Source organism: Corynebacterium sp. KPL2895 (assembly GCF_040225815.1).
Classification (GTDB): Bacteria; Actinomycetota; Actinomycetes; order Mycobacteriales; family Mycobacteriaceae; genus Corynebacterium; species Corynebacterium rhinophilum.
The window spans coordinates 1-25,409 of sequence record NZ_JBEHFY010000009.1 but is presented as its reverse complement, the minus strand read 5'-3'; the positions used below and the strand labels follow the sequence as shown (position 1 = coordinate 25,409).

At 60.0% G+C, this 25,409-nt stretch carries 23 protein-coding genes; 17 read left to right on the top strand and 6 right to left on the bottom strand.

Annotation, left to right across the window (positions count from 1 at the left end; translation table 11 throughout):
• Positions 1-14 precede the first annotated feature (14 nt).
• Entirely contained in the window at positions 15-596 is a 582-nt protein-coding gene (locus tag ABRP95_RS05425) for a 5-formyltetrahydrofolate cyclo-ligase (RefSeq protein WP_284783454.1), read from the bottom strand.
• 68 nt (positions 597-664) lie between these two features.
• On the opposite strand from ABRP95_RS05425, the gene ABRP95_RS05420 reads away from it, so the two are divergent.
• The 4 genes from ABRP95_RS05420 to sepX all read left to right on the top strand — a co-directional run bounded on the left by ABRP95_RS05420 (position 665) and on the right by sepX (position 5,296).
• Positions 665-1,591, top strand: a complete 927-nt coding sequence (locus ABRP95_RS05420) for a UTP--glucose-1-phosphate uridylyltransferase (protein ID WP_349839074.1) — start codon at positions 665-667, stop codon at positions 1,589-1,591.
• 75 nt (positions 1,592-1,666) lie between these two features.
• Complete coding sequence (glp, locus tag ABRP95_RS05415; protein WP_284783457.1) at positions 1,667-3,001, top strand: molybdotransferase-like divisome protein Glp; 1,335 nt, start codon at positions 1,667-1,669, stop codon at positions 2,999-3,001.
• Positions 3,001-3,711 (top strand): GNAT family N-acetyltransferase, encoded by a 711-nt coding sequence (locus ABRP95_RS05410; RefSeq protein ID WP_349839073.1) that lies wholly within the window; start codon positions 3,001-3,003, stop codon positions 3,709-3,711. The genes glp and ABRP95_RS05410 overlap by 1 nt, the downstream gene beginning before the upstream one ends.
• Before the next feature lie 145 nt (positions 3,712-3,856).
• Complete coding sequence (sepX, locus tag ABRP95_RS05405) at positions 3,857-5,296, top strand: divisome protein SepX/GlpR (RefSeq protein ID WP_502880359.1); 1,440 nt, start codon at positions 3,857-3,859, stop codon at positions 5,294-5,296.
• Here the strand turns inward: sepX and ABRP95_RS05400 are convergent, their stop codons facing one another.
• On the bottom strand, positions 5,297-5,956 hold the full coding sequence (locus ABRP95_RS05400) for a DNA-3-methyladenine glycosylase I (RefSeq protein WP_349839071.1): 660 nt from the start codon (positions 5,954-5,956) through the stop codon (positions 5,297-5,299).
• Positions 5,957-6,127: 171 nt separating this feature from the next.
• Between ABRP95_RS05400 and ABRP95_RS05395 the strand changes: the two genes are divergently transcribed.
• Positions 6,128-6,541: a DoxX family protein gene (locus ABRP95_RS05395; protein WP_005279936.1), complete on the top strand. Its 414-nt coding sequence runs from the start codon at positions 6,128-6,130 to the stop codon at positions 6,539-6,541.
• The gene (locus ABRP95_RS05390; RefSeq protein ID WP_349839070.1) at positions 6,528-7,229 is read left to right on the top strand and encodes a zf-HC2 domain-containing protein; all 702 of its coding nucleotides are present in this window, start codon (positions 6,528-6,530) and stop codon (positions 7,227-7,229) included. Before ABRP95_RS05395 ends, ABRP95_RS05390 begins: the two co-directional genes overlap by 14 nt.
• A gap of 20 nt (positions 7,230-7,249) precedes the next feature.
• On the opposite strand, the gene pmt is transcribed toward ABRP95_RS05390, so the two are convergent.
• Positions 7,250-8,875 carry a protein O-mannosyltransferase gene (gene pmt / locus ABRP95_RS05385; RefSeq protein WP_502880358.1) on the bottom strand — a complete coding sequence of 542 codons (1,626 nt, stop codon included), beginning with the start codon at positions 8,873-8,875 and terminating at the stop codon, positions 7,250-7,252.
• A 24-nt stretch (positions 8,876-8,899) separates the two neighbouring features.
• Here pmt and rsmI point away from each other — a divergent pair, with 24 nt between their 5' ends.
• The 3 genes from rsmI (at position 8,900) to metG (ending at position 13,854) form a co-directional block, all read left to right on the top strand.
• Complete coding sequence (gene rsmI, locus ABRP95_RS05380) at positions 8,900-9,748, top strand: 16S rRNA (cytidine(1402)-2'-O)-methyltransferase (protein ID WP_284783467.1); 849 nt, start codon at positions 8,900-8,902, stop codon at positions 9,746-9,748.
• Between the two features lie 282 nt (positions 9,749-10,030).
• Positions 10,031-11,887: a BCCT family transporter gene (locus tag ABRP95_RS05375; RefSeq protein ID WP_284853818.1), complete on the top strand. Its 1,857-nt coding sequence runs from the start codon at positions 10,031-10,033 to the stop codon at positions 11,885-11,887.
• Positions 11,888-12,021: 134 nt separating this feature from the next.
• Positions 12,022-13,854 carry a methionine--tRNA ligase gene (gene metG / locus ABRP95_RS05370; RefSeq protein ID WP_284785416.1) on the top strand — a complete coding sequence of 611 codons (1,833 nt, stop codon included), beginning with the start codon at positions 12,022-12,024 and terminating at the stop codon, positions 13,852-13,854.
• A gap of 93 nt (positions 13,855-13,947) precedes the next feature.
• Here metG and ABRP95_RS05365 read toward each other — a convergent pair whose 3' ends face one another.
• A complete protein-coding gene (locus ABRP95_RS05365) occupies positions 13,948-14,448 on the bottom strand; it encodes a GNAT family N-acetyltransferase (RefSeq protein ID WP_284770627.1) in 501 nt (166 codons plus the stop codon).
• Between the two features lie 10 nt (positions 14,449-14,458).
• On the bottom strand, positions 14,459-14,953 hold the full coding sequence (locus ABRP95_RS05360) for a GNAT family N-acetyltransferase (RefSeq protein WP_296088367.1): 495 nt from the start codon (positions 14,951-14,953) through the stop codon (positions 14,459-14,461).
• A gap of 25 nt (positions 14,954-14,978) precedes the next feature.
• Here ABRP95_RS05360 and ABRP95_RS05355 point away from each other — a divergent pair, with 25 nt between their 5' ends.
• The 4 genes from ABRP95_RS05355 (at position 14,979) to ABRP95_RS05340 (ending at position 19,197) form a co-directional block, all read left to right on the top strand.
• Complete coding sequence (locus ABRP95_RS05355) at positions 14,979-15,818, top strand: TatD family hydrolase (RefSeq protein ID WP_349839069.1); 840 nt, start codon at positions 14,979-14,981, stop codon at positions 15,816-15,818.
• Positions 15,819-16,087: 269 nt separating this feature from the next.
• Positions 16,088-17,263: a resuscitation-promoting factor gene (locus ABRP95_RS05350; RefSeq protein WP_349839068.1), complete on the top strand. Its 1,176-nt coding sequence runs from the start codon at positions 16,088-16,090 to the stop codon at positions 17,261-17,263.
• Positions 17,264-17,356: 93 nt separating this feature from the next.
• Entirely contained in the window at positions 17,357-18,220 is an 864-nt protein-coding gene (rsmA, locus tag ABRP95_RS05345) for a 16S rRNA (adenine(1518)-N(6)/adenine(1519)-N(6))-dimethyltransferase RsmA (RefSeq protein WP_284783727.1), read from the top strand.
• The gene (locus ABRP95_RS05340) at positions 18,217-19,197 is read left to right on the top strand and encodes a 4-(cytidine 5'-diphospho)-2-C-methyl-D-erythritol kinase (RefSeq protein ID WP_284819445.1); all 981 of its coding nucleotides are present in this window, start codon (positions 18,217-18,219) and stop codon (positions 19,195-19,197) included. The genes rsmA and ABRP95_RS05340 overlap by 4 nt, the downstream gene beginning before the upstream one ends.
• Positions 19,198-19,251: 54 nt before the next feature.
• Here the strand turns inward: ABRP95_RS05340 and ABRP95_RS05335 are convergent, their stop codons facing one another.
• Positions 19,252-20,559 carry a hypothetical protein gene (locus ABRP95_RS05335; RefSeq protein ID WP_349839067.1) on the bottom strand — a complete coding sequence of 436 codons (1,308 nt, stop codon included), beginning with the start codon at positions 20,557-20,559 and terminating at the stop codon, positions 19,252-19,254.
• 91 nt (positions 20,560-20,650) lie between these two features.
• On the opposite strand from ABRP95_RS05335, the gene ABRP95_RS05330 reads away from it, so the two are divergent.
• From ABRP95_RS05330 to ABRP95_RS05315, 4 genes are all read left to right on the top strand, one after another.
• Complete coding sequence (locus ABRP95_RS05330; RefSeq protein ID WP_349839066.1) at positions 20,651-22,459, top strand: ABC-F family ATP-binding cassette domain-containing protein; 1,809 nt, start codon at positions 20,651-20,653, stop codon at positions 22,457-22,459.
• The gene (locus tag ABRP95_RS05325; RefSeq protein ID WP_349839065.1) at positions 22,426-24,159 is read left to right on the top strand and encodes an alpha/beta-hydrolase family protein; all 1,734 of its coding nucleotides are present in this window, start codon (positions 22,426-22,428) and stop codon (positions 24,157-24,159) included. Before ABRP95_RS05330 ends, ABRP95_RS05325 begins: the two co-directional genes overlap by 34 nt.
• A gap of 136 nt (positions 24,160-24,295) precedes the next feature.
• On the top strand, positions 24,296-24,874 hold the full coding sequence (locus ABRP95_RS05320) for a hypothetical protein (RefSeq protein ID WP_284770636.1): 579 nt from the start codon (positions 24,296-24,298) through the stop codon (positions 24,872-24,874).
• Between the two features lie 99 nt (positions 24,875-24,973).
• Positions 24,974-25,297 (top strand): putative quinol monooxygenase, encoded by a 324-nt coding sequence (locus ABRP95_RS05315; RefSeq protein ID WP_005279956.1) that lies wholly within the window; start codon positions 24,974-24,976, stop codon positions 25,295-25,297.
• Positions 25,298-25,409: the final 112 nt, after the last annotated feature.

Sequence of the window (25,409 nt, the reverse complement as noted above, 5' to 3'; positions counted from 1 at the left end):
GCGGTTCCCTCGGTTTAGGAAGAAAAGCGGTGGATTCCTGCGGCGGTAACCACGGCCTCGACGCGGCGATCGTGCGACCCGGCTGGGATAGAGTCAAGGAACTCGGTGGGGTAGACCATGGCGAGTACCGCGGGGTGGTTGCGCGGCACCATGGAAAGCGCGCGGTCGTAGTACCCGCCGCCTTTGCCCAGGCGGTTTCCGGCGGCATCGATGGCCATGGCAGGGGCCAAAATCAGATCGCAACCGCACAGCACGCGGCTATCAAAACGCGGGCCGGCCGGCTCAGAAATACCCAATTGGCCGGGCTGCATGCTGTGCGGGCCCTTGTATTCTGCCCAGTTCAAGACGCCGTTACCGCAGGTGATGGGCAATAATACGCGGTCGACGCGGCGGGAAAGCCACGGGATGAAATCCGCCCCGCCCGGCTCTGAGCCCAGTGGCCAATAGGCAGCGACGCTCGATACACCGGCAAGCTCGGGTTCTAACTGCTCGCGCAAGGCAGTGGTCCATTCCGCGCGCTTATCGGCGGTGAGGCCGCGGCGCGCGCGAAGCAGGCGGGTGCGCAGTTGAGCTTTGATATCGCTGGAAGAAGGCATAAATAAATAATAGCGTCCGTGGCGTAGCGCTACACAGGAAAATAGTGCGCCGTTGTACCCTAAGATCCATGGCTAATGAACTCGAAGATTCCGCCACCGGAATCACCACGGTTGTAGTTCCTGCGGCTGGCATGGGCACCCGCTTTCTGCCCGCCACGAAAACCGTCCCCAAAGAATTGCTGCCCGTTGTGGATACTCCCGGCATCGAATTGATTGCTGAGGAGGCAGCCTCTGTGGGCGCGCGCCGCCTTGCGGTCATTACCGCACCCGAAAAGCAAGAAGTAATGCGCCATTTTGCGGAATTTCCGGATCTGGTAGAAACCTTAGATTCCCGCGGCAAGGATGAGCAGGTGGCCAAGGTCAACCGCGCCCACCAGCTCATTGAGCCCATCGCGGTAGAGCAAGAAAAGCCCTTGGGCTTGGGCCATGCCGTGGGGCTGGCGGAAGAAGTCCTGGCAGAGGACGAGGACTCTTTTGCCGTCATGCTGCCGGATGACATCGTGCTGCCGGCTACCGTCATGGCAGATATGGCGCGCGTTCGTGCTGAGCTTGGCGGCAGCGTGCTGTGCGCGTTTGCAGTACCACAAGAGCAGACGTTTAACTACGGCGTTTTTGACGTAGAAGATACTGACGCGCCGGGTGTGAAAAAGGTCGTCGGCATGGTAGAAAAGCCGGACCCAGAGGACGCACCGTCCAACCTGGTTGCTACGGGGCGCTACCTTTTGGACCGCAAGATCTTTGATGCGCTGCGCCGGATCGAACCGGGCAAGGGCGGGGAATTGCAGCTTACCGATGCCATCGAGCTGCTCATTGAAGAAGGCGAGCCCGTCCACGTGGTGGTCCACGAGGGCAAGCGCCACGATTTAGGCAACCCCGTTGGTTATATCCCGGCTAACGTGGACTTTGGCCTGCGCGATGAAAAATACGGCCCGGCGCTGTATAAAGCTATTAAACAAATCATGTCCGATTTCGAGGCGGAACAAGGCCTTAACTAATTACCTTGCACCGCGCGCACGTGCGTTGAGGGAAGCAAGGTAAGAGGGCAAGAAGAAAGGGCGGGCAGAGACCGTATGCGTTCAGTTGATGACCAGTTGGCGCTGGTTACTGATGCGGCGACGACCCCGGAGCCGGTGCGGATGAGCATTTCTAATGCGCTGGGGTTAATGTGCGCCGAGCAGGTGCAGGCCAATCAGCCCTTACCGGGCTTTCCCCAGGCGGCCATCGATGGTTATGCGGTACGCGCCGTTGATATCGGCGGCGAGCGCGGGCTGAAGGTCCGGCGCCCGAAGAATCAGGATCAAGACGGCAGCGAGGGGGAGGAGTCGGCTGAGCAGGCCGATGACGCCGCCACGCAGCCCGCCCCGCCAGAGGTCGAGCGTTCCCTGCCCGTCGTGGGCGAGGTTCCGGCCGGTTCGAAGCAGCCGCTGCGCCTGCAGCCCAAGCAAGCCGTGCGGGTCTATACGGGTGCTCCCTTGCCCACGCTTGCCGATGCCGTCCTTCCCCTCGAGTGGACCGACCGTGGCCGCAAGCGCATCACGGCGCACCGGACGGTGCGCTCGGGCGACTTCGTCCGCCGCGTGGGCGATGATATTCAGCCCGGCGATGTCGCCGTATCCTCTGGCACCGTCCTTGGCCCAGCACAGATTGGCCTGCTGGCCGCCGTGGGCCGCTCCAAGGTGTTGGTTTATCCGCGCCCGCGCGTGACCATCGTGTCCTTTGGCCGCGAGCTCGTTGATGTGGACAAGGAACCGGGCCTAGGCCAAGTCTTTGATGTGAACTCGTATTCCTTGGCTGCCGCTGCAAAAGAAGCGGGGGCGGACGTGGTCCGCGTGGGCATTGCCGAAGGAGAACCGCGCCGTATCCGGGAAGTGCTAGAAACCCACATCACGCGCAGCGAGGCCCTCGTTATTACCGGTGCCGTTGGTGGCGCCGGTGCCGAGCAAATCCGCGAGATTTTGGCGGAAATCGGCGATATCGATACCTCCCGCGTGGCTATGCACCCAGGATCCGTGCAAGGTTTTGGGCTGGTAGGAGATGAACGCATCCCCACCTTCCTCCTTCCCTCGAACCCAGTATCGTCGCTGGTTATTTTCGAAATCTATATTCGACCCTTGATTCGCCTGGCCTTGGGCAAGCGCAACGCCCACCGCCGGGTGGTGCGTGCCCGCGCGCTCAACCACATTGATTCCCGCCCCGGACGCCGTGGTTTCATCCGTGCCCGCTTGATGCGCGATGCCGAGACCGCCGATTACTTGGTCGAGGGCCTTGGCGGTGCGACCGGCGCGCCGGCGCACCTTCTGGCCGGACTGTCAGAGGCTAATGCCATGATCCGCGTGCCGGAGGAAGTCACCGAGATCCGCCCGGGCGATGTTGTTGACGTCTTATTTCTGACCCAGCGCAGCTAATGCTTGACCCTTTCGGTACCGCCTCAGCCAAGCTGCGCCATCCAGTCACCGGGCCCACTGATGATCTGCATCCCGGTTGGCCGGAAGCGACGCCGACGGTGCAGCTTCCTTCCTCGGGGACACTGCCGTCTGGCGGGCGAATGCGGCTGAGACCCTTGCTGCGCTCGGATGGTCCCGAGTGGCGGCGCCAGCGCATTGAGGACGAACCCTTTCTCCGGCCGGTCGAGCCCACCCAAGCGACCACCTGGGCAGAAGCCCACAGCTCGCAGGCCTGGTGGAATTACCTCATTTTCCTGCGCAACTCCGCGCGCGATGCGCAGGTGATCCCCTTGGCCATTGAGCTCGAGGGAAAGTTCGCCGGCCAGGTAACTCTTGGCAATATCCAGCACGGCAGCATCCGGGACTGTTGGATTGGCTATTGGGTGTATTCCGCCGTGCAGGGTGCCGGCGTTGCCACCGCGGCTACCGCCTTGGGAGTGGATCATGCCTTTGGACGAGTGGGCCTGCACCGCGTGACTGCCACCTACTTGGAGCAAAATCCCGCTTCCGGGCGTGTGCTAGGGGCCAATGGATTTCGCTCCGAGGGGTATTTGCGCCGCAACCTGCATATCGATGGTGCTTGGCGGGATCACCATTTCGTGGCCCTGGTTAAGGAAGACTATTCATCCACGTCGGTTGAGCGGCTGCGCCAAGCTGGACGTTTGGTGTGAAAAGCATGCGTAATTCGGGGTAACGCTTTCTCAATTTTCACATAAGTAACAACATTGTAATTTGCGGCTTCTGTGGCCCCTAAAGTGCGGTTGTGGCGATTAGAGTGGAGTAATCATTTGCACTCCAAGGGAAGGTCCTTAAGTCGTGTCCACAGCTGTGCCAGTTATTGCAATCATCGTGGTGTGGCTCTTCGTGCTCGCGCCGTGGCTCTTGGGCAGGAGCAATCGCCCGATGAGCCACACCGGAGAGGCCTTTGAGGATACCCGCGTGCTCTTTTCCGGCGATTCCGGCAATGTCGCCGGCCGCCGCCGTCCGCGCTTGCGGGCTGATGATGTCCACCGCAGTGCTGCGGATGAAGACCAAGACTACGAGGTTGTATCCGCTGCTGCCGAGGACCCGGACCGCGAGGTAGACGTCGATGACGTGCTGATCGAGGATGAAGCAGAGGACCGCGCTTCCCGCGCACAGTCGCGGACCATCGCCGGGGCGGCCCGCCGTGCCCGGGCACAACCCTTTGGCGTAGGTGGCCGCGCATTCCGCTCTGCCACCGACGAGGACAGGGCGGACGCGCACGATGAACACTCCGCCCCAGTTGAAGACGCTGCAGAGACCATCGAGGGTGAAGTCATTGAGGAATCGGCGACTCCGGTCGCGTCTGCTGACACTGCTGATACCACCACCGCCGCCGATAGCGCGCGCACGTCAAGCGCTTCTGACGATCCAGATGCGGATACAGATGATGCCGATGATGTTTTGCTTGCTGATGAGCGCGCCGACGGGGAAGAAGGTGGTGCAAAGCGCAAGCGCCGCCGCGGCGGTGTGGTTGCCAATTCCACCGAGTCTTTCACTGCGCCGGTGGCAGCGGACATTGCTGAGGACGCGTACGACTACGACGAGACCTATACCTCCCCGGTAGACCTGATGTATCCGGGTGCGGTAGATCCCGCCCCAGTCATTGATGCAGAAGAACCGGATACCGCAGAGACAGAGCACGATGGTGTACTAGAGGAATCGGCCGAAGTAGATGAGTACGGTGCACATGGCGCTGAGGACGCGGCGCTGAATACTGATCTTTCTGAGGACGAGGTGGCATTTGCTCAGCGCCGCCTTGGCCGCGGCGGCTGGGACCCAGTGGCGGATAAGGAAAAGTCCGCCACTCGCTATCAACGCCGACAGCGCACGCTCATTGGCCTAGCCATCGCCGTGGTCCTCACCGTGGCCTTGGGGATTGTAGCCGGCGGATGGACCTGGTGGCTCGCAGCAATCGTGGGCGTCCTGACCGGTACCTATCTGGTGGCGCTACGTGCGCAAGTCCGCCAAGAACAAGCACTTTTGCGCCGCCGGGTAAAGCACCTGCGCCGGGCGCGGTTGGGCGTTCACAATACCGACGATGAGGCGCTAAAGATCCCCCGCAACCTGCGCCGTCCGGGTGCGGTCGTCGTCGAAATCGACGATGAAAGTCCCGACTTTGAGCACCTTCCCTTAAGCTACAGCGATGATGAGGACGGTGACTTTGATGGCCCGCACGCCGGTCCTCGCGGGGTAGGTCGCCGCGATGACCTGGCCGCTCGACGCGCGGGTTAATTAGCCGGCTGCATTCTCGCTTCCGTGGAGCTTTTCGGTTTCCTCCGGCCATACGCCGGAGGTAGCCCGGCGGTGAGAGCCCAAGAGATGGGTATCGACCATCCCGATAGCCTCCATGAGCGCAAAGCAGGTCACTGGCCCCACGAACTTAAAACCGGCCTTCTTCAATTCCCGCGACATGGCCTGCGACTCCGGGCTCTTCTTCGGGATATCCTCCATGACTTCGGGATAGATATTTTCTGTGGGCTGAAAGCTCCAAATGAAATCCGTTAAGCCACCGTCTTCGCGCAGTTTAATGGTGGCCTTTGCATTATTAATGGTGGCGCGGATCTTGGGCTCGTTGCGAATAATGGTGGCATCGGCAAGCAAGTGCTCCACCTCGGCCTCGCCGAATTCCGCGACCTTTTCTGGATCAAAGTGGCAAAAGGCCTCGCGGAAGGCGGGGCGCTTTTTTAATACCACGGCCCAGGACAACCCAGACTGGAAGGACTCCAAGCTCAGGCGCTCAAACAGTCCGGCCTCATCCCTAATGGGAAGGCCCCATTCGGTGTCGTAATAATCCGTCAACAGCGACGATGTCACGGCCCACGGCGTGCGGGCTATACCGTTTTCGTCGTACGCTAGCGGGGTTCGTTCTTCGGTAGTGGTTTCAGTATCCATGGGAGGTTCTCCTGTTGCTGTGTAGTGCCTATTTTCCTTGTCTTTTCCATTGAAGCAGCGATGGCGGGTGGGGCGCAGTGTGTACCTAGCTAGTTGGTGAAATTGCGAGCTCAGCGGGTGGGGCAGTGGCGTCTTCGCGTTGGGGTGGGCATTCGATGTAGTCTATTGACCATGAATAGACCTGCCGTTCGCGATGCCGCGTTGTTGCTTTTTCGGTTGGTCCTCGGACTCATTTTTATCGCGCACGGCGTGGACAAGATGTTCATGGACGGAATGGATGAGACTGTGGGGCAGTTCTCTGCCCTCGGCATCCCGCAGCCACAGATTGCCGGTTATGCCGCCGCAATCGGGGAAATGGTAGGCGGCGCCTTCCTCGTCATTGGTCTGTTGACCACTTTTGCCGCTGCGGCGCTGGCCGTGGACATGGTGGGCGCGCTGTACTTCGTGCACTGGGGCAATGGCCTCTTTGCTGGCGACGGTGGCATCGAGTACCCCCTGGTGCTGTGCATGTCCCTCATAATGATCGTTATTTTTGGTTCTGGCCGGGCGAGCTTGGATAGGGCGTTAAGCAATGTTGACGCATAGCCAAGTGCAAGCGGCGATTTCTGCCCAGCTGGATGGGGAAGACGCGGAGCTTTCCGCTGACGTCATCGACGCCCACCTAGAACACTGCGCGGAGTGCCGGGCCTTTCGCGATAAGGCAGCGGCGCTATCGCGTTCCTTAAGCTTCGTGGAACCGGCGGATTCCGGCATGGCGCCGCCGACCGACCTATCAGAGGTAATCCTCGCAGGGGTGGAACCGGAGTGGAAGCGGGCCTCGAGCGCCAGGCAGGCAAACCTCACGGTGGCACGCATTGCCTTGGTGGTCATGGGGCTTGTCTTTGCGGTGTGGGCCATCGTGCAGGTGGTACGCGCCTCCGGCCTAGTGCCGCTGGGCACCGAGACTTCGGTGCTGGACCCCACGGCAGATCCAGACCGTGCCAATTTGCTGATGGAAGGTGCGGCCGTGCGCTTTGGCATGGCGTGTGGCCTGCTGTGGAGCGCGTGGCGCCCAGCGTCTGTGACCGGGCTTTTCCCGGTATCCGCCACGATGTTTGCGTTTCTTTTTGGCTTTGGCGTGCGCGATATTGCTCTCGGTACCGTCACTATGGAACAGGTCTATTTGCTTATTGCCACCGCGCTCTCGACCATGAGCCTGGCCTGGGCGTGGGCGGCCGAGAAGGGCTACCTGGTGCGCGCGTGGTGGAAATCCCTGAACGCGCAGCCACACTAAGGCGCACGGGTTCCTGCCACCTATTTCCAGCTGGGCAGCCACATCATGGACTGGTACCAAGATTCCGGGATGATGAAGCCGTATAAGATGGGCGCGAAGTAGAAGAACATCGCGACCACCAGCGCCAGGTAGCAGGCGGCGGCAAGCGTTCCCCGCCGCATCGTCCCACCAACGATTCGCGTTATCCAGCGCCACCTTATGGGCTTACCGCGCCCGACCATTTGGCCCAGAGTGAGGGCAAGAAGCACAATGACAAACGGGATAAATGCGGTGGCATAAAAGAAGTACATCTGCCGGTCAAAGGCAGCTAGCCACGGGAGGAACCCGGCCGCGAAGCCCACGAGGGGAATGAGGAAGGCGCGGTTGCGGCGGATGATAAGCGACCACGGTCCCCAAAGGACTGCGGGGACCACCAGCCACCAGATAGCCGGGGTGCCAAAGAGGTAGAGCATCTTGCGGCATTCGCCACCGCCGCTGCACTCCAGGTCCGTACTGGAGTAGTACAAAATGGGCCGAGCCCCAGCCAGCCATGCCCACGGCTTTGAATCCCAAGGGTGGTGGTGGCCACCAGAAGAGGTCAAGCTGGCGTGAAAATCCAATACGGATAAGTGGTAATAAAACCAGCCGGCCACCGGCTCCGGTAAGTGCATGAGCCACGAGTCTTCCCCGATGGTTCCATCCACCTTGGCGTGCCGGTAGACCGCGGTCTCTGAGGCAAACCACGCGCGCCAGCTCCACACATAAATGAGCACGGGCACGGCCACCAGAGAAGCGAGGGCCGCGGGAGTATCGCGGATGAGCGTGCCCACGATATAGCGGCGAATGCCATACTTGCGGCGCAGTGCGAGATCACTAAAGACGCAGAGCAGCCCGAAAAACATGATGTAGTACAGCCCAGACCACTTCACGGCGAGCGATAGTCCTAGGAAGACGCCGGCGGTAAAGCGCCACCACCGGAAGCCAAAGCGCGGTCCGAATGGGGAGGTGCCCATCCCGTCGTTCAACAGGGCTTGGTGGAGGCGCTCGCGCATTTGTTGATGATCGCGGGCAAGCGCCCACGCAGCGGCGACGATAAAAAAGACCTGGAAGATATCCAGCATGCCGAATTTCGCGGAGACCAAGAGGACGCCATCACACACGGCTAAAATGCCGGCAAAGGTAGCCACCTGCCAGGAAAAGGACAACCGGCGAGCCAGCGCCATGGTCATCAGGACGGTGCCGACGCCGAAGAGGGCCGTCATCAAGCGCCAGCCCAGCGGGGTATAACCAAAGACCCATTCCGAAAGGGCGATAATCTGCTTGCCCAGCGGCGGGTGAACCACGAGCCCAAAGCCTGGGTTGGTCTCGATGCCGCCGATGACTAAGTTATCCCAGCTTTTGACCATGTCCCAGGCTTGGGGCACATAGTGCTTTTCATCGAAGACGGGTGTGCCCTGGGACACCGGTGCGGTAAGCCCCACGAACCGGGTAATCAGCGCGAGAACGGCGATGATGCCTGTGCTTATCCAATCGGCCTTGCCCCACGTGTAGGTACGCGGTGCCGGTGGCATCACGCGGTTATGTGGGGTGCGCGGTGAGCTAGCGGGGGCAGCGGTAGCAATAGTCACGAAGAAGAGTTTAGGCGACGAGCCTGCGCGCGGGCGCATAGGGGAATGTGGAATGCTAGAGGCATGTCAGCTTTAGGTCTGGAACCACTTCCGCGCGGCGTTATCCTTGCCGCCACGCCCTTGGGAAATGTCGGTGATGCTTCGGCGCGCCTGATGCAGGCATTGGCGCATGCGGATGTCATCGCTGCCGAAGATACCCGCCGCGTGCGCAACCTGGCGCAGGCCCTGGGTATCGAGATGTCCGGATCCGTGGTATCCAACTTCGACCACAATGAACAGGCGCGTGCGCAGCAGCTTATCGATGCCGCCCAGCACGGCACCGTCCTCGTGGTCACCGACGCCGGCATGCCGATCATCTCCGATCCGGGCCTGTCACTGGTGGCCGCGGCCGCCGAAAGAGATATTCCCGTGACGTGTTTCCCGGGCCCCTCAGCGGTGCCCACGGCGCTTGCCTTGTCTGGCCTGGGCGTGGGCCACTTCCTCTTCGATGCATTCCCTCCGCGCAAGCCCGGTCCGCGAAAGGCATGGCTGGAATCGCTGCGCAATGAAAAACGCGCCATCGTGTTTTTTGAATCGCCCCACCGCATCGCCGAGACGCTTGCCGATGCCGCCCAGGTTCTCGGCGGCGATCGACTCGCCGCGGTCTGCCGCGAGCTGACCAAGACGTACGAGGAAGTGCGCCGCGGCTCGTTAGCTGAGCTGGCCGAATGGGCGAGCGAGGGAGTCAAGGGCGAAATTACCGTGGTCATCGAAGGCGGAACCGGCGCTGCCGTGACCGCCGCTGACCTTGTCCCGCAGGCCTTGGAGTTGGCCGCGGCCGGCATGCGCTTGAAGGACGCGTGCAAGCAGGCCGCCAAGGGGACTGGGGTGTCGAATCGGGAGTTATACGATGCCGCGTTGGATGCCCGCTGACGGTCCGCTAATTGAACACTTGTTGAGCTGTCCGCAGGTTATTTCTATGCAGCGTATAAAACGTCACAATTAGTCGTGCTAACAGGTGGTTTCATGCTTTTATATATGTTATCGAATCGTTATATTTCTCGGGCGTGTGACGCCCAAAAGCTGTCTACGTGGGGATATGCAGCCTATGGGCGTGCAGGAAGCCTTAAGGAAATGCCCAAAAATGTGCGTAAGCTGGGGTTTTGTTAACAAAACGGTTTGAAAAATTGGGGTCGCGCCGCCACTGTAGAGAGCATGACTAATACTGAAAATAACGGCACTGGTGTGCCCGAAGAAGGAAAGGGGTCCGGTGAAGCGCCTGCTGGGACCACCTCTACTGCTTCGAGTGATCAGCCGATTGAGGATTATCAAACGGTAGAAGAGGCACTGGACGAGCAGACGGCGACGAGCCAGATCCAGGACATGATCAACTCTGAGGGGTTCCACCCCGAAGAGTATGACGATCCGGAAATCGAAATCGCCGCAGACCGCGATAATATCCCGATTGACTGGACCATCATGGGGATTGCGGGTGTGCTCGTTGCCGCCATCGTTATCTGGGGCCTTGCCGCACCGGATAACTTCGCGGACTTTTCTTCCGCGGCCCTGACGTGGGTCGTCGATAAGTTCGGTTGGGCCTACGTGCTCTTTGGCACCGTCTTCGTGGCCTTCGTTATCTTCATCGCTTCCTCCAAGTTTGGCTCCATCAGGTTGGGCCATATTAATGAGGAACCGGAATTTTCCACGCCTTCGTGGATTGCCATGATGTTCGCTGCCGGTATGGGCATCGGCCTGATGTTCTACGGCGCTTCCGAGCCGCTCGCGAACTACCGCGACGGCACTCCCGGCCGGGGAACGGAAAACGTGGGATCGTCCATGGCCTATGCCATGTTCCACTGGACGCTGCACCCCTGGGCTGTGTACGCCATCGTTGGTTTGGCCATCGCGTACTCCACCTACCGCATCGGCCGCAAGCAGCTGCTGAGCCAGGCCTTCGTCCCGCTCATCGGCGAGCGCCGGGCCAACGGCGGATTGGGCAAATTCATTGACATCCTGTCCATCTTCGCCACCGTCTTCGGCACCGCCTGCTCCCTGGGCCTTGGCGCGCTGCAGATCCAGGCTGGCCTGGAGGCATCCGGCATCATCGATAACCCAACCCAGTCCGTGGTTATCGGTATTGTCTTGGTCCTGACCCTGGCCTTCTTACTGTCCGCACTGTCCGGTGTGGGCAAGGGCATTCAGTACGTGTCCAATGCCAACATGGTCTTGGCTGCGGTGCTGGCCATCTTCGTCTTCATCTTGGGCCCAACGGTGACCATCCTGAACCAGGTTCCAGGATCCATCGGTAACTACTTCAACTACTTCACCGAGATGATCGGCCGTACCGCAGAATCCGAAAACGGCACCGCCGGCGAGTGGCTGTCTGGCTACACCATCTTCTACTGGGCATGGTGGGTCTCCTGGTCCCCGTTCGTGGGCATGTTCTTGGCGCGCATTTCCCGCGGTCGTTCCGTCCGCGAGTTCTGCCTAGGCGTCCTGCTCATCCCAGCCGGCGTTTCCACACTGTGGTTCGCCATCTTCGGCGGCACCGCAATCCACATGGAGCAAAACGGCGAATCCATCACCGGCGAATCCGCCGAGGTAGAGCTGTTTAATCTCCTGCACAACCTGCCTGGTGGCTTCATTGCCGGCGTCGTCGCCGTCATCTTGCTGTCCACCTTCTTCATCACCTCCGCGGACTCCGCTTCCACCGTGATGGGTTCGATGACCCAAAACGGTGCCGCAACCGCGAAGCCGTGGCTCTCCGCCATGTGGGGTGCCCTGACCGCAGCCGTTGGCCTCACCCTGCTTTTGGTCAATGAGGACGCGCTGTCCAACCTGCAGAACGTCACCATCGTGGCGGCGCTGCCGTTCTTGTTTATCGTCATTGGCTTGATGTTCGCCATCTACAAGGACTTGAGCCAGGACATCATCTACCTCGAGTACCGTGAGGCGCAGCAGTTCCAGCGCAAGATGGCCCGCGAGCGGCGCTTGCACCGCGACTACCAGCGCACGCAGGTGCTCAAGAAGCGCCGCAACGAGCGTTTGAAGAACCCGATGAAGCGCAAGTAGATAGACCATCTACCGCCTTCGGTAGCAGCGCCCGCCGCTTTCCCAGAGTTGGGAGGGAGGCGGGCGTTTTTCGGTCGGAGAGGTAATGTGCCCTCAACGTGTGTTCATGCAGGTGCTTCGATAAACTGGACTCCATGACTGAGTCTTTAGTAGTAAATGTTGCCTGGCCATATGCCAATGGCCCGCGCCACATCGGTCACGTGGCTGGCTTTGGCGTTCCCTCTGACGTATTCGCTCGCTTCCAGCGAATGCGTGGCCGCAACGTACTCATGGTCTCCGGTACGGATGAGCACGGCACCCCGTTGCTGGTCCAGGCCGATAAGGAAGGCGTATCCGTTCGCGAACTCGCGGATCGCTATAACCGTCAGATCGTCAACGATCTGGCTAACCTCGGCTTGTCGTATGACCTTTTTACCCGTACCACCACCCGTAATCACTACTCGGTGGTGCAGGAGCTGTTCAAGGGTCTCAATGAGAACGGCTACATGCTGAAGGAGACCACCAAGGGGGCAATCTCTCCGTCCACCGGCCGCACGCTGCCGGACCGCTATATCGAGGGCACGTGCCCCATTTGCGGCGCGGATGGCGCCCGCGGTGACCAGTGCGATAACTGCGGTAACCAGCTGGACCCGGTAGACCTCATAGACCCGGTATCCAAGATTAACGGCGAAACGCCGCAGTTCGTGGAGACCGAGCACTTCCTGCTGGATTTGCCATCTCTTAAGGATGAGCTGCAAAAGTGGCTTTCCACCCGCGAGGATTGGCGCCCGAACGTGTTGAAGTTCTCCCTGAACCTGCTGGAGGATATGCGCCCGCGCACCATGACTCGCGATATTGACTGGGGCATTCCCATTCCGGTGGACGGCTGGCAGGACAATAACGCGAAGAAGCTGTATGTGTGGTTCGACGCCGTCGTGGGCTATCTGTCCGCCTCCATCGAGTGGGCACACCGCACCGGCCAGCCGGAGGCGTGGAAGGAATTCTGGCAGGACCCAGAAACCCGCCACTATTACTTCCAGGGCAAGGACAATATCACCTTCCACTCGCAGATCTGGCCGGCGGAATTGCTGGGCTATGCCGGCAAGGGCTCCAAGGGCGGCGAGCTGCACCAGTACGGTGAGTTGGACCTGCCAACGGAAATCGTGTCCTCGGAATACTTGACTATGTCCGGCTCCAAGTTCTCCTCGTCCAAGGGCGTGGTGATCTACGTTAAGGACTTCCTGGCGGAGTTCGGTCCGGATCCGCTGCGTTACTTCATTGCCGTGGCTGGCCCGGAAAACAACGACGCGGACTTTACGTGGGATGAATTCGTGCGCCGCGTCAATAACGAACTTGCCAATGGCTGGGGCAACTTGGTTAACCGCACCGTATCCATGGCGCACAAGAACTTTGGCGAGGTTCCGGTTCCAGCGGCCCTGGAGGAGCGCGACGAGGCCATTTTGCAGCTGGCGGAGGAGACCTTTAACACCGCCGGTAACCTGCTGGAGCAATCCAAGTTCAAGCAGGCCATTGTCTCCATCATGCACGTGGTGGGCGAGGCGAATGCCTATATCGCCTCCCAAGAGCCATGGAAGCTGGCCAAGGATGAAACCCAGCGTGAGCGCCTAGCCACCGTCTTGTGGACCGCCCTGCAGGTTGTGTCTGACTGCAATGTCATGCTCACCCCATTCCTGCCATTTACCGCGCAAAAGGTGCACGAGACTCTGGGCCGCACGGGCGAATGGGCCGCGCAGCCTGAGGTGCGCGAGGTCAAGGATGATATCCCGGTTGAGCTCGTAGGTGCGGGGCTTCCCCCAGAAAACCACGAATATCCTGTCATTATGGGTGACTACACCCAGCAGCAGGCCAAGTGGGAGCGCATCCAGGTGGCACCGGGTACTACCTTGGCAAAGCCGAAGCCGCTTATTTCCAAGCTGGATCCAGAGCTCGGCGAAACCGGCCCGGAATGGGCGCCGGTGGTGAACTAGCGCGGTAGCACCCCGCTAGATATACAAAGCGCGGTGGCCAGTCCCAATGAAAGGGAAGGCCACCGCGCTTTTGTTATGCCTTTAAGGTTCTGCCTAGTGCTGGAAATCGCGCTGCAGATGAACCAAACCTAGGCGCACGCCGTCCTTGGTGTGGATATTGGGCATACGGCCGGTTTCTTTAAACCCAAACTTCTTGTGCAGTGCGATGGAACCGGCATTGCTATCCACGATGTAGGTAATCATGGTTTCGATATAGGGATCGTCGGCAGCGATGTCCATGAGGGCATCGAGAAGCTCGGAGCCTACGCCCTTGCCCTGGGCTGCGGGGGAGATGTATACGGAATCTTCGACGGTGCCGTAGTAGATGGCGGGCGTGACGAATTGAAAGTAGGCGGCCCAGCCGATGATTTCATCATCGTCTACGGCAACGAGCACAGGCGAGCCCGCCTTGGCCATGTCTTTTAGCCAATCCTCGCGGTCAGAAACCTCTTCTTGCCAGGTGATGAGGTTATTGGCTGGTTTAGCGGCGGAGGCGGCGTTGTAGATGGCGGAAATCGAGGGGGCATCGGCAAGCTCAGCGGGGCGAATATGCATCAAAAGTCCTTTACACCAGAAGTTCTAAGTGGGTGAGGCTAAGCCAGTGATCGAATTTGTAGGTTACCTCTTTGAGAGTTCCCACGTTTTCAAACCCGAACTTTTCATGCAACTTTAATGATGCCGTATTAGTAGACACGATCAAGGCGAGCAGCGAATGCACCTTCTCATCCGCCCGGGCGCGTTCTACCAGCTCGCCCATAAGGGCGGTGCCCACGCCTTGGCCCTGGGCATTGGGGGAAAGGTAGATCGTGGTTTCATAGCAGCCCTGCCAGATGCGGGGATTGCGGTAGGGGTGATAGAGCGCCCAGCCCAAGTATTCGCCCGCATCGGTTTCGGCAATGAGGAAAGGACACTCCATGTCCTGGATGTGGCGCAGGTGTTCTTCGCGTTCAGCCACGGTGACTGGGGTGGAGTTAAAGATGACATCGGTGTGCTCGATGGCCCAGTTGAGGGTATCGGTCATGGCGGGGACATCGCTCAGGTCCGCTGGTCTGATCAACATAGCTGCCAATATTACAATTGCGGGTATGTCTAAAAAGAAGCGACGTCCTACTCCCATTCCAGCCCCAGGGCTCAGCGGGCTCAGTGATGCGCATACGCACCTTTTCTCGCATAAAGATACCGATGGGGTGCTGGTCAACCGCGCCCGCGCCGCCGGGGTATCCCGCCTGGTGACGGTAGGCGATGACCGCCGCGAGTCCGAAGCGGCGCTTGCGACCGCGCACGCGTTTCCCAATGTGTATGCCGCCTGTGCCATCCACCCGGTGCGGGCGAATGAGCTAGACGCGCCCACCAAAGCCGCTTTGGAGGACATGGTGGCGGATCCGCGGTGCGTGGCGGTGGGCGAGACCGGCATGGACGCCTATTGGGTCCACCACGAACCGGAGACCACCGCGAGCTTGGTCCAACAAGAAGAATCTCTGCGCTGGCATATCGATCTGGCGGTGCGCACCGGCAAGACCCTTATGATCCATAACCGCGAGGCGGATAAGGATTTGCTGCGCATTCTTGCTGATGCCCCCACGCCTGAAACCGTCATGCTTCACTGCTTCTCCTCACCGCTGCGGGTGGCAGAAGAAGCATTAGAGCGCGGTTACGTGTTGTCCTTTGCTGGCAATGTCACCTTTAAGCGCAATGCGCAGTTGCGCCAGGCGGCAGCTCTGGCTCCGGCGGGGCAGTTGCTGGTGGAGACTGATGCGCCGTTTATGACCCCGGAGCCGTTCCGCGGGCAGCGCAATGAGCCTTCCCTGATTGGGCACACCTATGACTGCATTGCTCGGGCGCGTCACCAGACCACTCAGGCATTGGCGGCGGAGGTCAATGAGACTTTTGACCGGGTGTATGGAATTAAGACGACAGGCGAGTGAGGATTGTCACAAAATTAAATACGCTGGTCGCTGGTGGCATGGGTGCTGGATGTGACAACTGTTTTCGCCAGTTATAGCTGTGGCGCAGCGCTTCTCGACTTTCCTTACTCGTTATCGTATTGTTATTGATTGTTCGTTGAGGCTTAACGCCTCTACCTTCCCGCCGCGCTGGTTCACAGTGGAGTAGTCGCGGCACCGCCGCTGGTTTCCCTAGCCCGCGGCAATAATTGTGATACTGGATAGACAGCACCACCGGAGATTAACTACACATGGCACCTCACCACATTAAGCGCATCAATAATTCACGTTCCCTGCCGCTGCGCCTGGCAACGGGTGGCGTCTTGAGCACCCTCGTCGTAGGCGGTGTCGTGGCGGTTGCTGCGCAGAAAGACCTAGTCGTAGAAGTCAACGGTGACAAGGTAGAGCTGGCCACCTTTGCCAAGGACGTGGACGGCGCCCTGCAGGCGGCCGGCGTCCAGGTGGGCGAAGAAGACATCGTCTCGCCCGCACCATCTGAGTCCGTGGCCGATGGCGATGAGATCTCCGTGCGCACCGCCAAGCCGGTTGCCGTATCCATCGATGGTGAACAGCAGCAGCTTTCTACTACTGATCTCACCGTGTCTGATCTGCTCAATAACCTGCAGGGCGTAAACCCGGGAGCTGCCGTGAAGTCTGGCGAGGATGACGTGGATAAAGATACCCAGCTAAAAGATGGCATGGATCTAGAGGTCGTTTCCCCCAAGATCATCAAGATCAACGATGGGGGCAAGAATACCTACACCAAGATTGCCGCCAAGACCGTGGACGATGTGCTCAAGGAGCGCGGTATCAAGCTCGATGAGGATGACCGCGTTTTCCCAGCCAAGGAAGAAAAGGTCACCGAGGGCATGTCTATCAAGGTTGAGCGGATAGACATTCAGACCGAGGATGTCACTGAGGAATTCGAGGCCGAGCCGCATTTCGTGGATGACCCTGAGCTGGAAGTTGGCGCTGAAGAGGTGCGCGAGCAAGGCGAAAAGGGCAAGCGCGAAATCACCCGCAAGGTGGTCCTGAAGAACGGCAAGAAGGAATCCGAAGAAGTCATCAAGGATGAGGTCGTTGTAGGGCCAAAGCCTGCGACCATTGCCCGCGGCACCAAGCAGGCGGAGCCGGAGCCGCAAGGCGGTAACTCGGGCGCGGCTGCCCCCGCCGTGGCTGATGGCTCCGTGTGGGATTCCATCGCGCAGTGCGAATCCACCGGTAACTGGTCCATCAATACCGGCAATGGTTTCTCCGGCGGCCTGCAATTCGCACCGTCCACTTGGGCTGGCTTCGGCGGCACCGAATACGCACCTGAGGCTTGGCAGGCCACCCGCGAGCAGCAGATTGCCGTGGCACAAAAGGTACAAGCCTCCCAGGGCTGGGGCGCATGGCCTGCATGTACCGCCAAGTTGGGCCTGCGCTAAAAAGCACGCGCAGCACCGCGCATTTTGCACCGCACCCCGCGTCACTACGGCGCGGGGTGCGACTTTCTGCATTCTTCTACTAGGTTAGAGAACATGACTGAATCCCCGGGCGCCGCGCTTTTAGGCCCAGTAGAAATCCGAGCTTTAGCGGAGAAACTGGATATCACGCCCACAAAGAAACTGGGACAGAATTTCCTCCACGATCCCAATACCATTCGTCGCATCATCGCGGCAGCGGGTCTGGATCCCACAGACCGCGTCGTGGAGGTCGGCCCCGGGTTGGGGTCACTGACCCTAGGGCTGGTGGAGACCGTTGAGGATCTCACCGCGGTGGAAATCGATCCGCGCTTGGCGGCGCAGCTGCCGGAAACGGTGGGAGAGCGCGCCGCCGACTACGCTGAGCGCCTGCGTGTGGTGGAAAAAGACGCGCTGCGCGTGACCAGTGAGGATGTCGCGGCTCCTACGGCGTTGGTGGCCAACCTGCCCTATAACGTGGCGGTGCCGGTGCTTTTGCACTTTTTGGAGACGTTTCCTTCCATCCGCCGCGTGCTCGTCATGGTGCAGCTGGAGGTGGCGCAGCGCCTCGCCGCGGAGCCCGGCAGCAAGATCTACGGCGTGCCTTCCGTGAAGGCCGGGTTTTATGGCACGGTGAGCCAGGCTGGGACCATTGGCAAGAATGTCTTTTGGCCCGCGCCCAATATCGCCTCCGGCTTGGTGCGCATCGATGTCTTCGATACCCCGTCCTGGCCGGTCGACGATGCCGCGCGCGCTGCGGTTTGGCCGCTTGTCGATGCCGCCTTTGCCCAACGCCGCAAGACCCTCCGCGCCGCACTATCGGGCCACTATGGTTCCGGTGCGGCCGCCGAAGAGGCGCTGCGCGCGGCCGGAATCGATCCGAAGCAGCGCGGGGAGAAGCTCGCTATTGCAGACTTTGTACGATTGGCAGGACTACAGTGAGCGCACCACACGGAAACGAGCCGATAACCTATACAGCGCATGCGCACGCCAAGGTCAATGTGTACCTTGGCGTGGCGGAACCGCGGGAGGATGGCTTTCACGAGCTGGTCACGGTCTTTCAGTCCCTGAGCCTGCACGATACGGTAACGCTGACTGATTTAGGCAACGCCGAAGTAGATAAACCCCGCGTGCAGTACCTCAAGGTATCCGGTCCGCACGTGGCGGGCGTGCCAGAGGATGACACGAACTTGGCGTGGACTGCGGTGGACCGCATCATGCAACACCTGTATGTCACCCGCGGCGGCATCAAGATTCCGGAGGTGGGCCTTGAGATTCACAAGGCAATTCCCACCGCCGGCGGCATGGCAGGCGGTTCCGCGGATGCAGCGGCGGCGCTGCGCCTTGCGGAGCGCTGCTACGGTCGTTATTACGGAATCGATTCGGTAGGAGAGCACATTCTGGATGCCTTGGGCGCCGCTCTTGGCTCCGACGTGCCGTTTACCCTGCTGGGCGGCACGGCGCTTGGTACCGGGCGCGGGGAGCAGTTGACTTCCATGATGACTAGGGGTACCTATCACTGGGCGCTGATTGCCTCCGATCGCGGCCTATCCACACCTAGTGTGTTCCGCAAGCTCGATGAATTGCGCGATGCGGGGCGGGTAACTGCGCCGGCGCTTGATACGACGGAGATTTCCCAAGCGCTCATTTCCGGCGATGCCCAGCGCGTGGCAGCGCACCTGCACAATGACCTGCAGCCCGCCGCGCTATCCCTGCGCCCAGATCTCCGCAAGACCTTGGAGGCGGGCATGGATGCGGGCGCGCTCAACGGCATCGTCTCCGGCAGCGGGCCCACCTGCGCGTTCTTATGCGCCACCCGCGAAGAAGCGGAAGAAGTTGCAGCACAGGTCAGCATAGAAATACCGGGCACCAAGGGCGTTGTAGCCCAGGGCCCGGCTGCGGGTGCGGAAGTGCTCTAGCTTGGGGCGATGGGGATGGGCATCGCCAAGCACGAGCATTAGAGCGCTGGAGACTTAGAGCACGGCCATTTCGGTGGGCTCGAAGTCCAGCTCGTAGCGGTCGGTTTCCTTACCGCGCAGGAGGTCGATGACGACGAGCTCCTTCTTCTGTGCATCCGTGATGTAGGCATAGCCATTGGCGGCCTTCAGGATTGGGCCTGGCTGCTGCCACTCCTCGTTTTCCTTCCACTTGGAAATTGCGTCGATCTGCTTGGTGATTTCCCCGGAGTCTGGGTCAATGACATTGAGCTTGCCGTCGGTGGTGAGCACCAGGGCCTCGCCCATAGGGCCGCGTGCCAGGGAGCGGAACCAGTAGGAGCCGTCCAAGTCCACCTTTTTGGCGGAGTAGTCCTCAGTATTGATCAAGGTTACCGAGGTGGGGCGCTCGAAATCGGCGTCCTTCTCGGTCTTGTTATCCGCCAAGATGACATTGGATTCTTCGGATCCCGCGGAGTTTCCGGAGCGCTGGTAGCCATCGGCACCGGCATAGTCGGAGACGTCTACCTTGTGGAACTTGGAGCCGTCAAAGACTACGGGGCCGTCTTCGCAGCCGAAGAAGAGCTTGCCATTTCCAGCGGCTGCTTCGCCGTGGACGCCGGGGCACTCGGTGGTTTCATCCAAGACCTTGCCGTCCTTGTCCAGGTGCTGGATGGTGTGGCGCTCGTCTTCGGTGCCCTTGGTGATGACCACGGAGCCATCCTCAAGCGGGACGGCCACGCCGTGGTGCCCCTCGCCGGTTTTGACGGTGTTGACGGGCTTGGCGTCCTTGGAACCGATGTCCTCGGTCTTATAAATCTTGGCTACGCCATCGCCATCAGAAAATAGGGCGGTAAAACCATCGTGGTGGACCACGTGGCCAGCGTGGGGCGCCTTAATCTTGTCATCGCCCAGCTCTGGATCCGCGGTGTAGTAGTGGTTGTGGTCGCCGTGAGCCTTGGTGATGCGGCCGGTGTCGTAGGTGAGGAAGTTATCGCCCTTGGTCACCATGACGTGGCGGTCATTGCCGGCGTCATTGAGGCGGAGGAACGAATTCATCTCCTCTTCATCGAGAATATCGCCGGATTTGGCATCGTAGGTGGTCAGACCATCAGCGTGGGAGAAGACGATGCGCGTGGGAAGCTGGGCTACCTCGGTCTGTCCTTCTTCGGCCTCCATACCGTCGTGGGAGTGGCCCTCGTGATCATGATCGTGTTCGTGGCTTTCCGCGGTGGTGGCTTCGTTGGTGTTTTGGGCGTCGGTGTCTTCTTCCGGCGCCGAGCAGGAAGCGATGGTGAGAGCTGAGGCAGAGAGGATAGTGCAGAGGGTAAGTGTGTGCTTCTTCATACACACGCAGAGTATTGCAAGTGAAATTCGGTAGCAACATGTTTGGGGATGCGGGGGTGACGGTAGGGAGGTATTAAGATGAGTTCCTGTTATGGCAAACCTGATTAACCTCGAGCAAGTCACGAAATCCTATGGCTTAAAAACTCTCCTTGATGGGGTATCACTCGGCGTACAAACCGGGGATCGCATCGGCATCGTGGGCGTTAACGGCGGCGGCAAGACCACCTTGCTGGAAGTGCTCACCGGTATTGAGCCGCCGGATTCCGGCCGTGTATCCCACACCTCGGATCTGCGCATGGCCGTGGTGACGCAGCGCTTTGATCTGCCCGAAGAGCTCACCATCGCGCAGGCGATCATTGAACCCTTCGAGCTCGAGACCTACGAATGGGCCTCCAACGCCAAGGTGCGCGACGTGCTCGGCGGCCTTGGCATCGTGGACCTGGGGCTAGATACTCCCGTGAGCTCCCTGTCCGGCGGTGAGCGCCGCCGCGTGAACCTTGCCGCCGCGCTGGTGCAGGATTTAGACCTCGTGGTGCTCGATGAGCCCACGAACCACCTGGACGTGGAAGGCGTGCAGTGGCTGGCTGACCACCTGCTCAAGCGCAACCTCGCCGTGATCGTGGTCACCCACGACCGCTGGTTCCTCGATACCATTGCCACCTGGACATGGGAGGTCCACGACGGCACGGTCGATGCGTACGAGGGCGGATACAACGACTGGACGTTTGCCCGCGCCGAGCGCGCCCGCCAGGCCGATGCGATGGAGCAACGCCGCAAAAACCTGGCCCGCAAGGAATTGGCGTGGCTGCGCCGCGGGGCACCGGCGCGTACCTCGAAACCGCGCTACCGGATTGAGGCTGCGGAAGCGCTAATTTCTGATGTCCCCGAGCCGCGCAACAAGGTCGAGCTCATGTCCTTTTCCAAGCAGCGCCAGGGCCGCGTGGTCATCGAGCTAGAAGATGCCACGATTAAGTCCCCGGATGGCCGCACCTTGGTTGACCACCTCACCTGGCGCTTGGCTCCGGGCGAGCGCATCGGTCTCGTCGGCGTGAATGGGTCTGGAAAGACCACGTTGCTGCGCACGCTGGCGGGCGAATACGAGCTCGCAGCCGGAAAGCGCATCGAGGGCCAAACGGTGCGCTTGGGATGGTTGCGCCAGGAACTCGATGACTTGGATCCGCAACGCCGGCTTCTCGATGCCGTCGAGGACGTTGCCACCTACGTGCAGCTAGGCAAAAAAGAGCTCAGCGCCTCCCAGCTGGCCGAGCGCCTTGGCTTTTCAGCCAAGCGCCAGCGCACCCCGGTCGGTGACCTCTCCGGTGGCGAGCGCCGCCGCCTCCAGCTCACCCGCGTGCTCATGGCAGAACCCAATGTTTTGCTGCTAGACGAGCCCACCAATGACCTGGACATCGATACGCTTCAGGAATTGGAATCTCTACTCGATTCCTGGCCGGGTACCTTGGTAGTCATTTCGCACGATCGCTATCTCATCGAGCGCATTGCGGATAATACGTACGCGCTCTTTGGCGATGGCAACCTGACGAACCTTCCCGGCGGCATCGACGAGTATCTGCGCAAGCGTGAAGAAATCGAGGCCGGCAAAAACACTGGGGTTATAAACCTGGGAGAAAAGAAGTCGGAGGCGGCGACACCGAAGCAGGAGAAGAAGCTTTCTTCCCAGCAAGAGCGCGAAATCACCAAGAAGATGAACGCACTCGAGCGGAAGATGCAGAAGCTGGAAAAATCCGCCGCGCAGATCAATGAGAAATTGGCTGCGGCGGCAGAAGAAGTCGATACCGAAGCGATGACTCGACTCGATACGGAATTAAAGGACAATCGCAGCGCCTATGAGGATTTGGAGATGGAATGGCTGGAGTTAGGGGAGAAGCTCGAACAGTAGAAGCTCGCATCGCTGATATTGCCCGCCACCTCGATCCGTGGGGCGTTATCGGCGCCGCCATTTTGTCTACGCTGGGCCTTACTCCGTCCATTTTGCCCCGCGATTGGCCCTATCAAGGCCTGATTTCGGGCCTTGCTGCCGGTTTCGGTTACGTGGTGGGCATCGGTGTGAAGCTGGTGTGGTATCGCTTCGTCGTGAGCAAATGGGCGGATAAGTACCCATGGCTTGCCGCCTCCGCGTGGGAGCCTAAGCGCTACCGGCTGCTCGCGCGCATCGCCACGGGCGCGTTCATCGCCTGGCTGGTCGGTTTCGTGATTATTGCCGTGCGGTGGCAGCACGAGCTCGCACGCGTATATTCCGTGCCCGCGCCGTCCATGTCCAGCTACCTGCTGGTCGTGCCTTTGGCCTTGGTGGTATTTACCGCTTTCCTGCTCATCCTGCGCTCCATTATCTTTCTGGTGCGCTGGTTAGCGCGGCGCTTCCCGCAGCGGTTCCGCTCCACATACCGCCGCCTCGGGGCAGTACTCATCGTTGCGGTCATCGCTATCTACACCATTGAAAACATCATTCCCGGTGCCATCGTGGGCTTGGGCGATAGGGTTTTTACTGCCCAGAATGCCGACCCTGATCCGGATGCTCAGCGCCCTACCCTGAGCGAGCGCTCCGGATCGCCAACTTCTGATGTCGACTGGAACGGCGTAGGCCTGCAAGGCTCCCGGTTCCTAAGTTCCGGTGCGCATAAGGCCGAGCTTGAACAGGTGACTGGTAAACCCGCCAAGGAGCCCATCCGTGCCTACGCCGGCCTAGGCAACCGCGATTCCAATGAAGGGCGGGCGCAATTGCTTATCGATGAACTCGAGCGCACCCACGCCCAAGACCGCAAGGCCCTCCTATTGACCATGACCACCGGTACCGGCTGGGTATCGTCTTATTCCGCGCAAGCCTTCGAACTGCTCTATGGAGGGGATACCGCCATTGCCGCAGCGCAGTATTCCGCCATGCCGTCCGTTTTCCACTTCCTTGGCGGCGGCGGCCAAGTAGAGCGCGCCGGGGAAGAGTTCATCAACCCCGTCGTGGACTGGTGGAATTCGCTGCCCGAAGATGACCGGCCCAAGCTCTACCTCTACGGCGAGTCCTTAGGCACAACCGGTATCGAGGCTGCCTTTTCTGGCGTGCGCGATATCGCCAACTCCGTCGATGGCATCTTATTAACAGGCCCGCCGCACTTTAACCAGTTGCGCTCGCAGTTTGTGGAGCGCCGTGATCCCGGGTCGACAGAAATCTCGCCGGTCTACGCCGGCGGGCTCGTGGTCCGTTTTGCCAACGAGGTGGACCAAGTCCGCCGCTGGGGACGCGTTCCGGAAGAGGAGTGGGGCAGGACCCGCATGCTATATATTCAGCACCCTTCCGATCCTGTGAGCTGGTGGTCGCCCGGATTGGCCTTCAAAGAGCCGGATTGGATGAAAGAAGACAGCCCCTATTCGCGTGAGCGCGTGATGCAGTGGATGCCTATTATTACCTACCTGCAAGTTGCTGCGGATCTACCCGGAGCCAAGGATGTTCCCGATGGTGTGGGCCATAATTACGGGAACTCTGTCCTCGATGGATTTGCGGCCATCGCCGGGCCCGATCTTGCCCGTTCCATTGATTCGGAGGAGCTGCAGCGGCAATTCAATGAACTCGATGTTGGTATTTATTAGGCTTCCTAGGGCTTCTTAACCCCGCGAGGTAACCCAGAGCACGCAGAGCACCGCTTGTATAACAAAGCCATATCGAAGTGGGGCGGAACCGGCGATATGCTTTCGCCCTCTGAAAAGTTATGACAAGCTGAAAAACATGAAGCCGATTCGAAGCGCCACCGCAGCAGTCCTGACCACCGTACTCGCCCTGTCTGGTACCACGGCAGTGGCTTCTGCGGAGCTTACCGCGGCCCCGCAGGTTCAGCAGGTTTCCACCCTTGCTGAAAAGTACAACGTTACTTTGCCCAGCTTTCTAAAGGCCGCACCTGAAGCTGAACCGGAAGTAGCAGCGGAAGAAGCGCCTACGACTGAAGCCGCTCCGGAGCCACAGGCCTTCGAGGCCCCGCAGGTTGCCGCTGACTTGCAGGTAGCCACCGCCGATCACCTAGCCCAGGCTGGTCACCACCCAGATGAGACCGCAACCGCTATCGCACAGGAATGGGCAAACCAGGGTGCAGGCGGTGAGCTTACGTACTACGGCGACGTGGCAAGCGGCGTGACCCACACCGATGAGGGTCAAGGCAACGTCTACCGTCTGTCTGAAGAACAAGCCCAGGAGCGCCTCAACTGGTTCAACCGGGGCCTCGAGGTAACCCCCGGACCCGAGTACGGTTACGGCGTCGCTACTGCCTTTGATGGCGAGTTCATCTACATCGCGGAATACTTCCTTAACTAGTTCTTATTCCCGCGATACCTGCCCCCGATTCTCCTGAGGCCCGCGCGCATGGCAGAGCAGCCATGACGCAGTGGGAACAATATTGATAGAATCGGGGGCATGATTTTGATTAACGTACAGTTCCACGTAAAGCCTGAATACGCCGATACTTTCCTTGATGAGATCAACTGGTACACCGAGGCTTGCAACGCCGAGCCGGGTTGCATCGACTTCAAGTGGTACCGCGATCCGGAAGATTCTCAGCGCTTCCTGCTGCTCGAGTCCTACGCAGATGGCAAGGACGTAGAGCACGTTCAGGGCGAGCACTTCAAGCGCGCCTGCGACGAATTCCCCAAGTACCTCGTAGAGACCCCAGACATCATCAACGTCCACATCGATGGCCGCACCGGTTGGGACAAGATGGGCGAGTTCGCCGTCGATTAATCTCGCTGCCTAGTACTAAAGCCCGCACTCATGGTTGAACTGGCCCCCGAAAGTTGGACTGGTTTAATTCTAGGCGGTGAGGGGTTCAAGGGTCTGATTCCGATATTGCATC

What these genes read in the sequence shown, in the direction of transcription:
- ABRP95_RS05425 (WP_284783454.1), bottom strand. Translation starts at nt 596, where the DNA reads ATGCCTTCTTCCAGCGATATCAAAGCTCAACTGCGCACCCGCCTGCTT.
- ABRP95_RS05420 (WP_349839074.1), top strand. Translation starts at nt 665, where the DNA reads ATGGCTAATGAACTCGAAGATTCCGCCACCGGAATCACCACGGTTGTA.
- glp (WP_284783457.1), top strand. Translation starts at nt 1,667, where the DNA reads ATGCGTTCAGTTGATGACCAGTTGGCGCTGGTTACTGATGCGGCGACG.
- ABRP95_RS05410 (WP_349839073.1), top strand. Translation starts at nt 3,001, where the DNA reads ATGCTTGACCCTTTCGGTACCGCCTCAGCCAAGCTGCGCCATCCAGTC.
- ABRP95_RS05400 (WP_349839071.1), bottom strand. Translation starts at nt 5,956, where the DNA reads ATGGATACTGAAACCACTACCGAAGAACGAACCCCGCTAGCGTACGAC.
- ABRP95_RS05395 (WP_005279936.1), top strand. Translation starts at nt 6,128, where the DNA reads ATGAATAGACCTGCCGTTCGCGATGCCGCGTTGTTGCTTTTTCGGTTG.
- ABRP95_RS05390 (WP_349839070.1), top strand. Translation starts at nt 6,528, where the DNA reads ATGTTGACGCATAGCCAAGTGCAAGCGGCGATTTCTGCCCAGCTGGAT.
- pmt (WP_502880358.1), bottom strand. Translation starts at nt 8,875, where the DNA reads ATGCGCCCGCGCGCAGGCTCGTCGCCTAAACTCTTCTTCGTGACTATT.
- rsmI (WP_284783467.1), top strand. Translation starts at nt 8,900, where the DNA reads ATGTCAGCTTTAGGTCTGGAACCACTTCCGCGCGGCGTTATCCTTGCC.
- ABRP95_RS05375 (WP_284853818.1), top strand. Translation starts at nt 10,031, where the DNA reads ATGACTAATACTGAAAATAACGGCACTGGTGTGCCCGAAGAAGGAAAG.
- metG (WP_284785416.1), top strand. Translation starts at nt 12,022, where the DNA reads ATGACTGAGTCTTTAGTAGTAAATGTTGCCTGGCCATATGCCAATGGC.
- ABRP95_RS05365 (WP_284770627.1), bottom strand. Translation starts at nt 14,448, where the DNA reads ATGCATATTCGCCCCGCTGAGCTTGCCGATGCCCCCTCGATTTCCGCC.
- ABRP95_RS05360 (WP_296088367.1), bottom strand. Translation starts at nt 14,953, where the DNA reads ATGTTGATCAGACCAGCGGACCTGAGCGATGTCCCCGCCATGACCGAT.
- ABRP95_RS05355 (WP_349839069.1), top strand. Translation starts at nt 14,979, where the DNA reads ATGTCTAAAAAGAAGCGACGTCCTACTCCCATTCCAGCCCCAGGGCTC.
- ABRP95_RS05350 (WP_349839068.1), top strand. Translation starts at nt 16,088, where the DNA reads ATGGCACCTCACCACATTAAGCGCATCAATAATTCACGTTCCCTGCCG.
- rsmA (WP_284783727.1), top strand. Translation starts at nt 17,357, where the DNA reads ATGACTGAATCCCCGGGCGCCGCGCTTTTAGGCCCAGTAGAAATCCGA.
- ABRP95_RS05335 (WP_349839067.1), bottom strand. Translation starts at nt 20,559, where the DNA reads ATGAAGAAGCACACACTTACCCTCTGCACTATCCTCTCTGCCTCAGCT.
- ABRP95_RS05330 (WP_349839066.1), top strand. Translation starts at nt 20,651, where the DNA reads ATGGCAAACCTGATTAACCTCGAGCAAGTCACGAAATCCTATGGCTTA.
- ABRP95_RS05325 (WP_349839065.1), top strand. Translation starts at nt 22,426, where the DNA reads ATGGCTGGAGTTAGGGGAGAAGCTCGAACAGTAGAAGCTCGCATCGCT.
- ABRP95_RS05320 (WP_284770636.1), top strand. Translation starts at nt 24,296, where the DNA reads ATGAAGCCGATTCGAAGCGCCACCGCAGCAGTCCTGACCACCGTACTC.
- ABRP95_RS05315 (WP_005279956.1), top strand. Translation starts at nt 24,974, where the DNA reads ATGATTTTGATTAACGTACAGTTCCACGTAAAGCCTGAATACGCCGAT.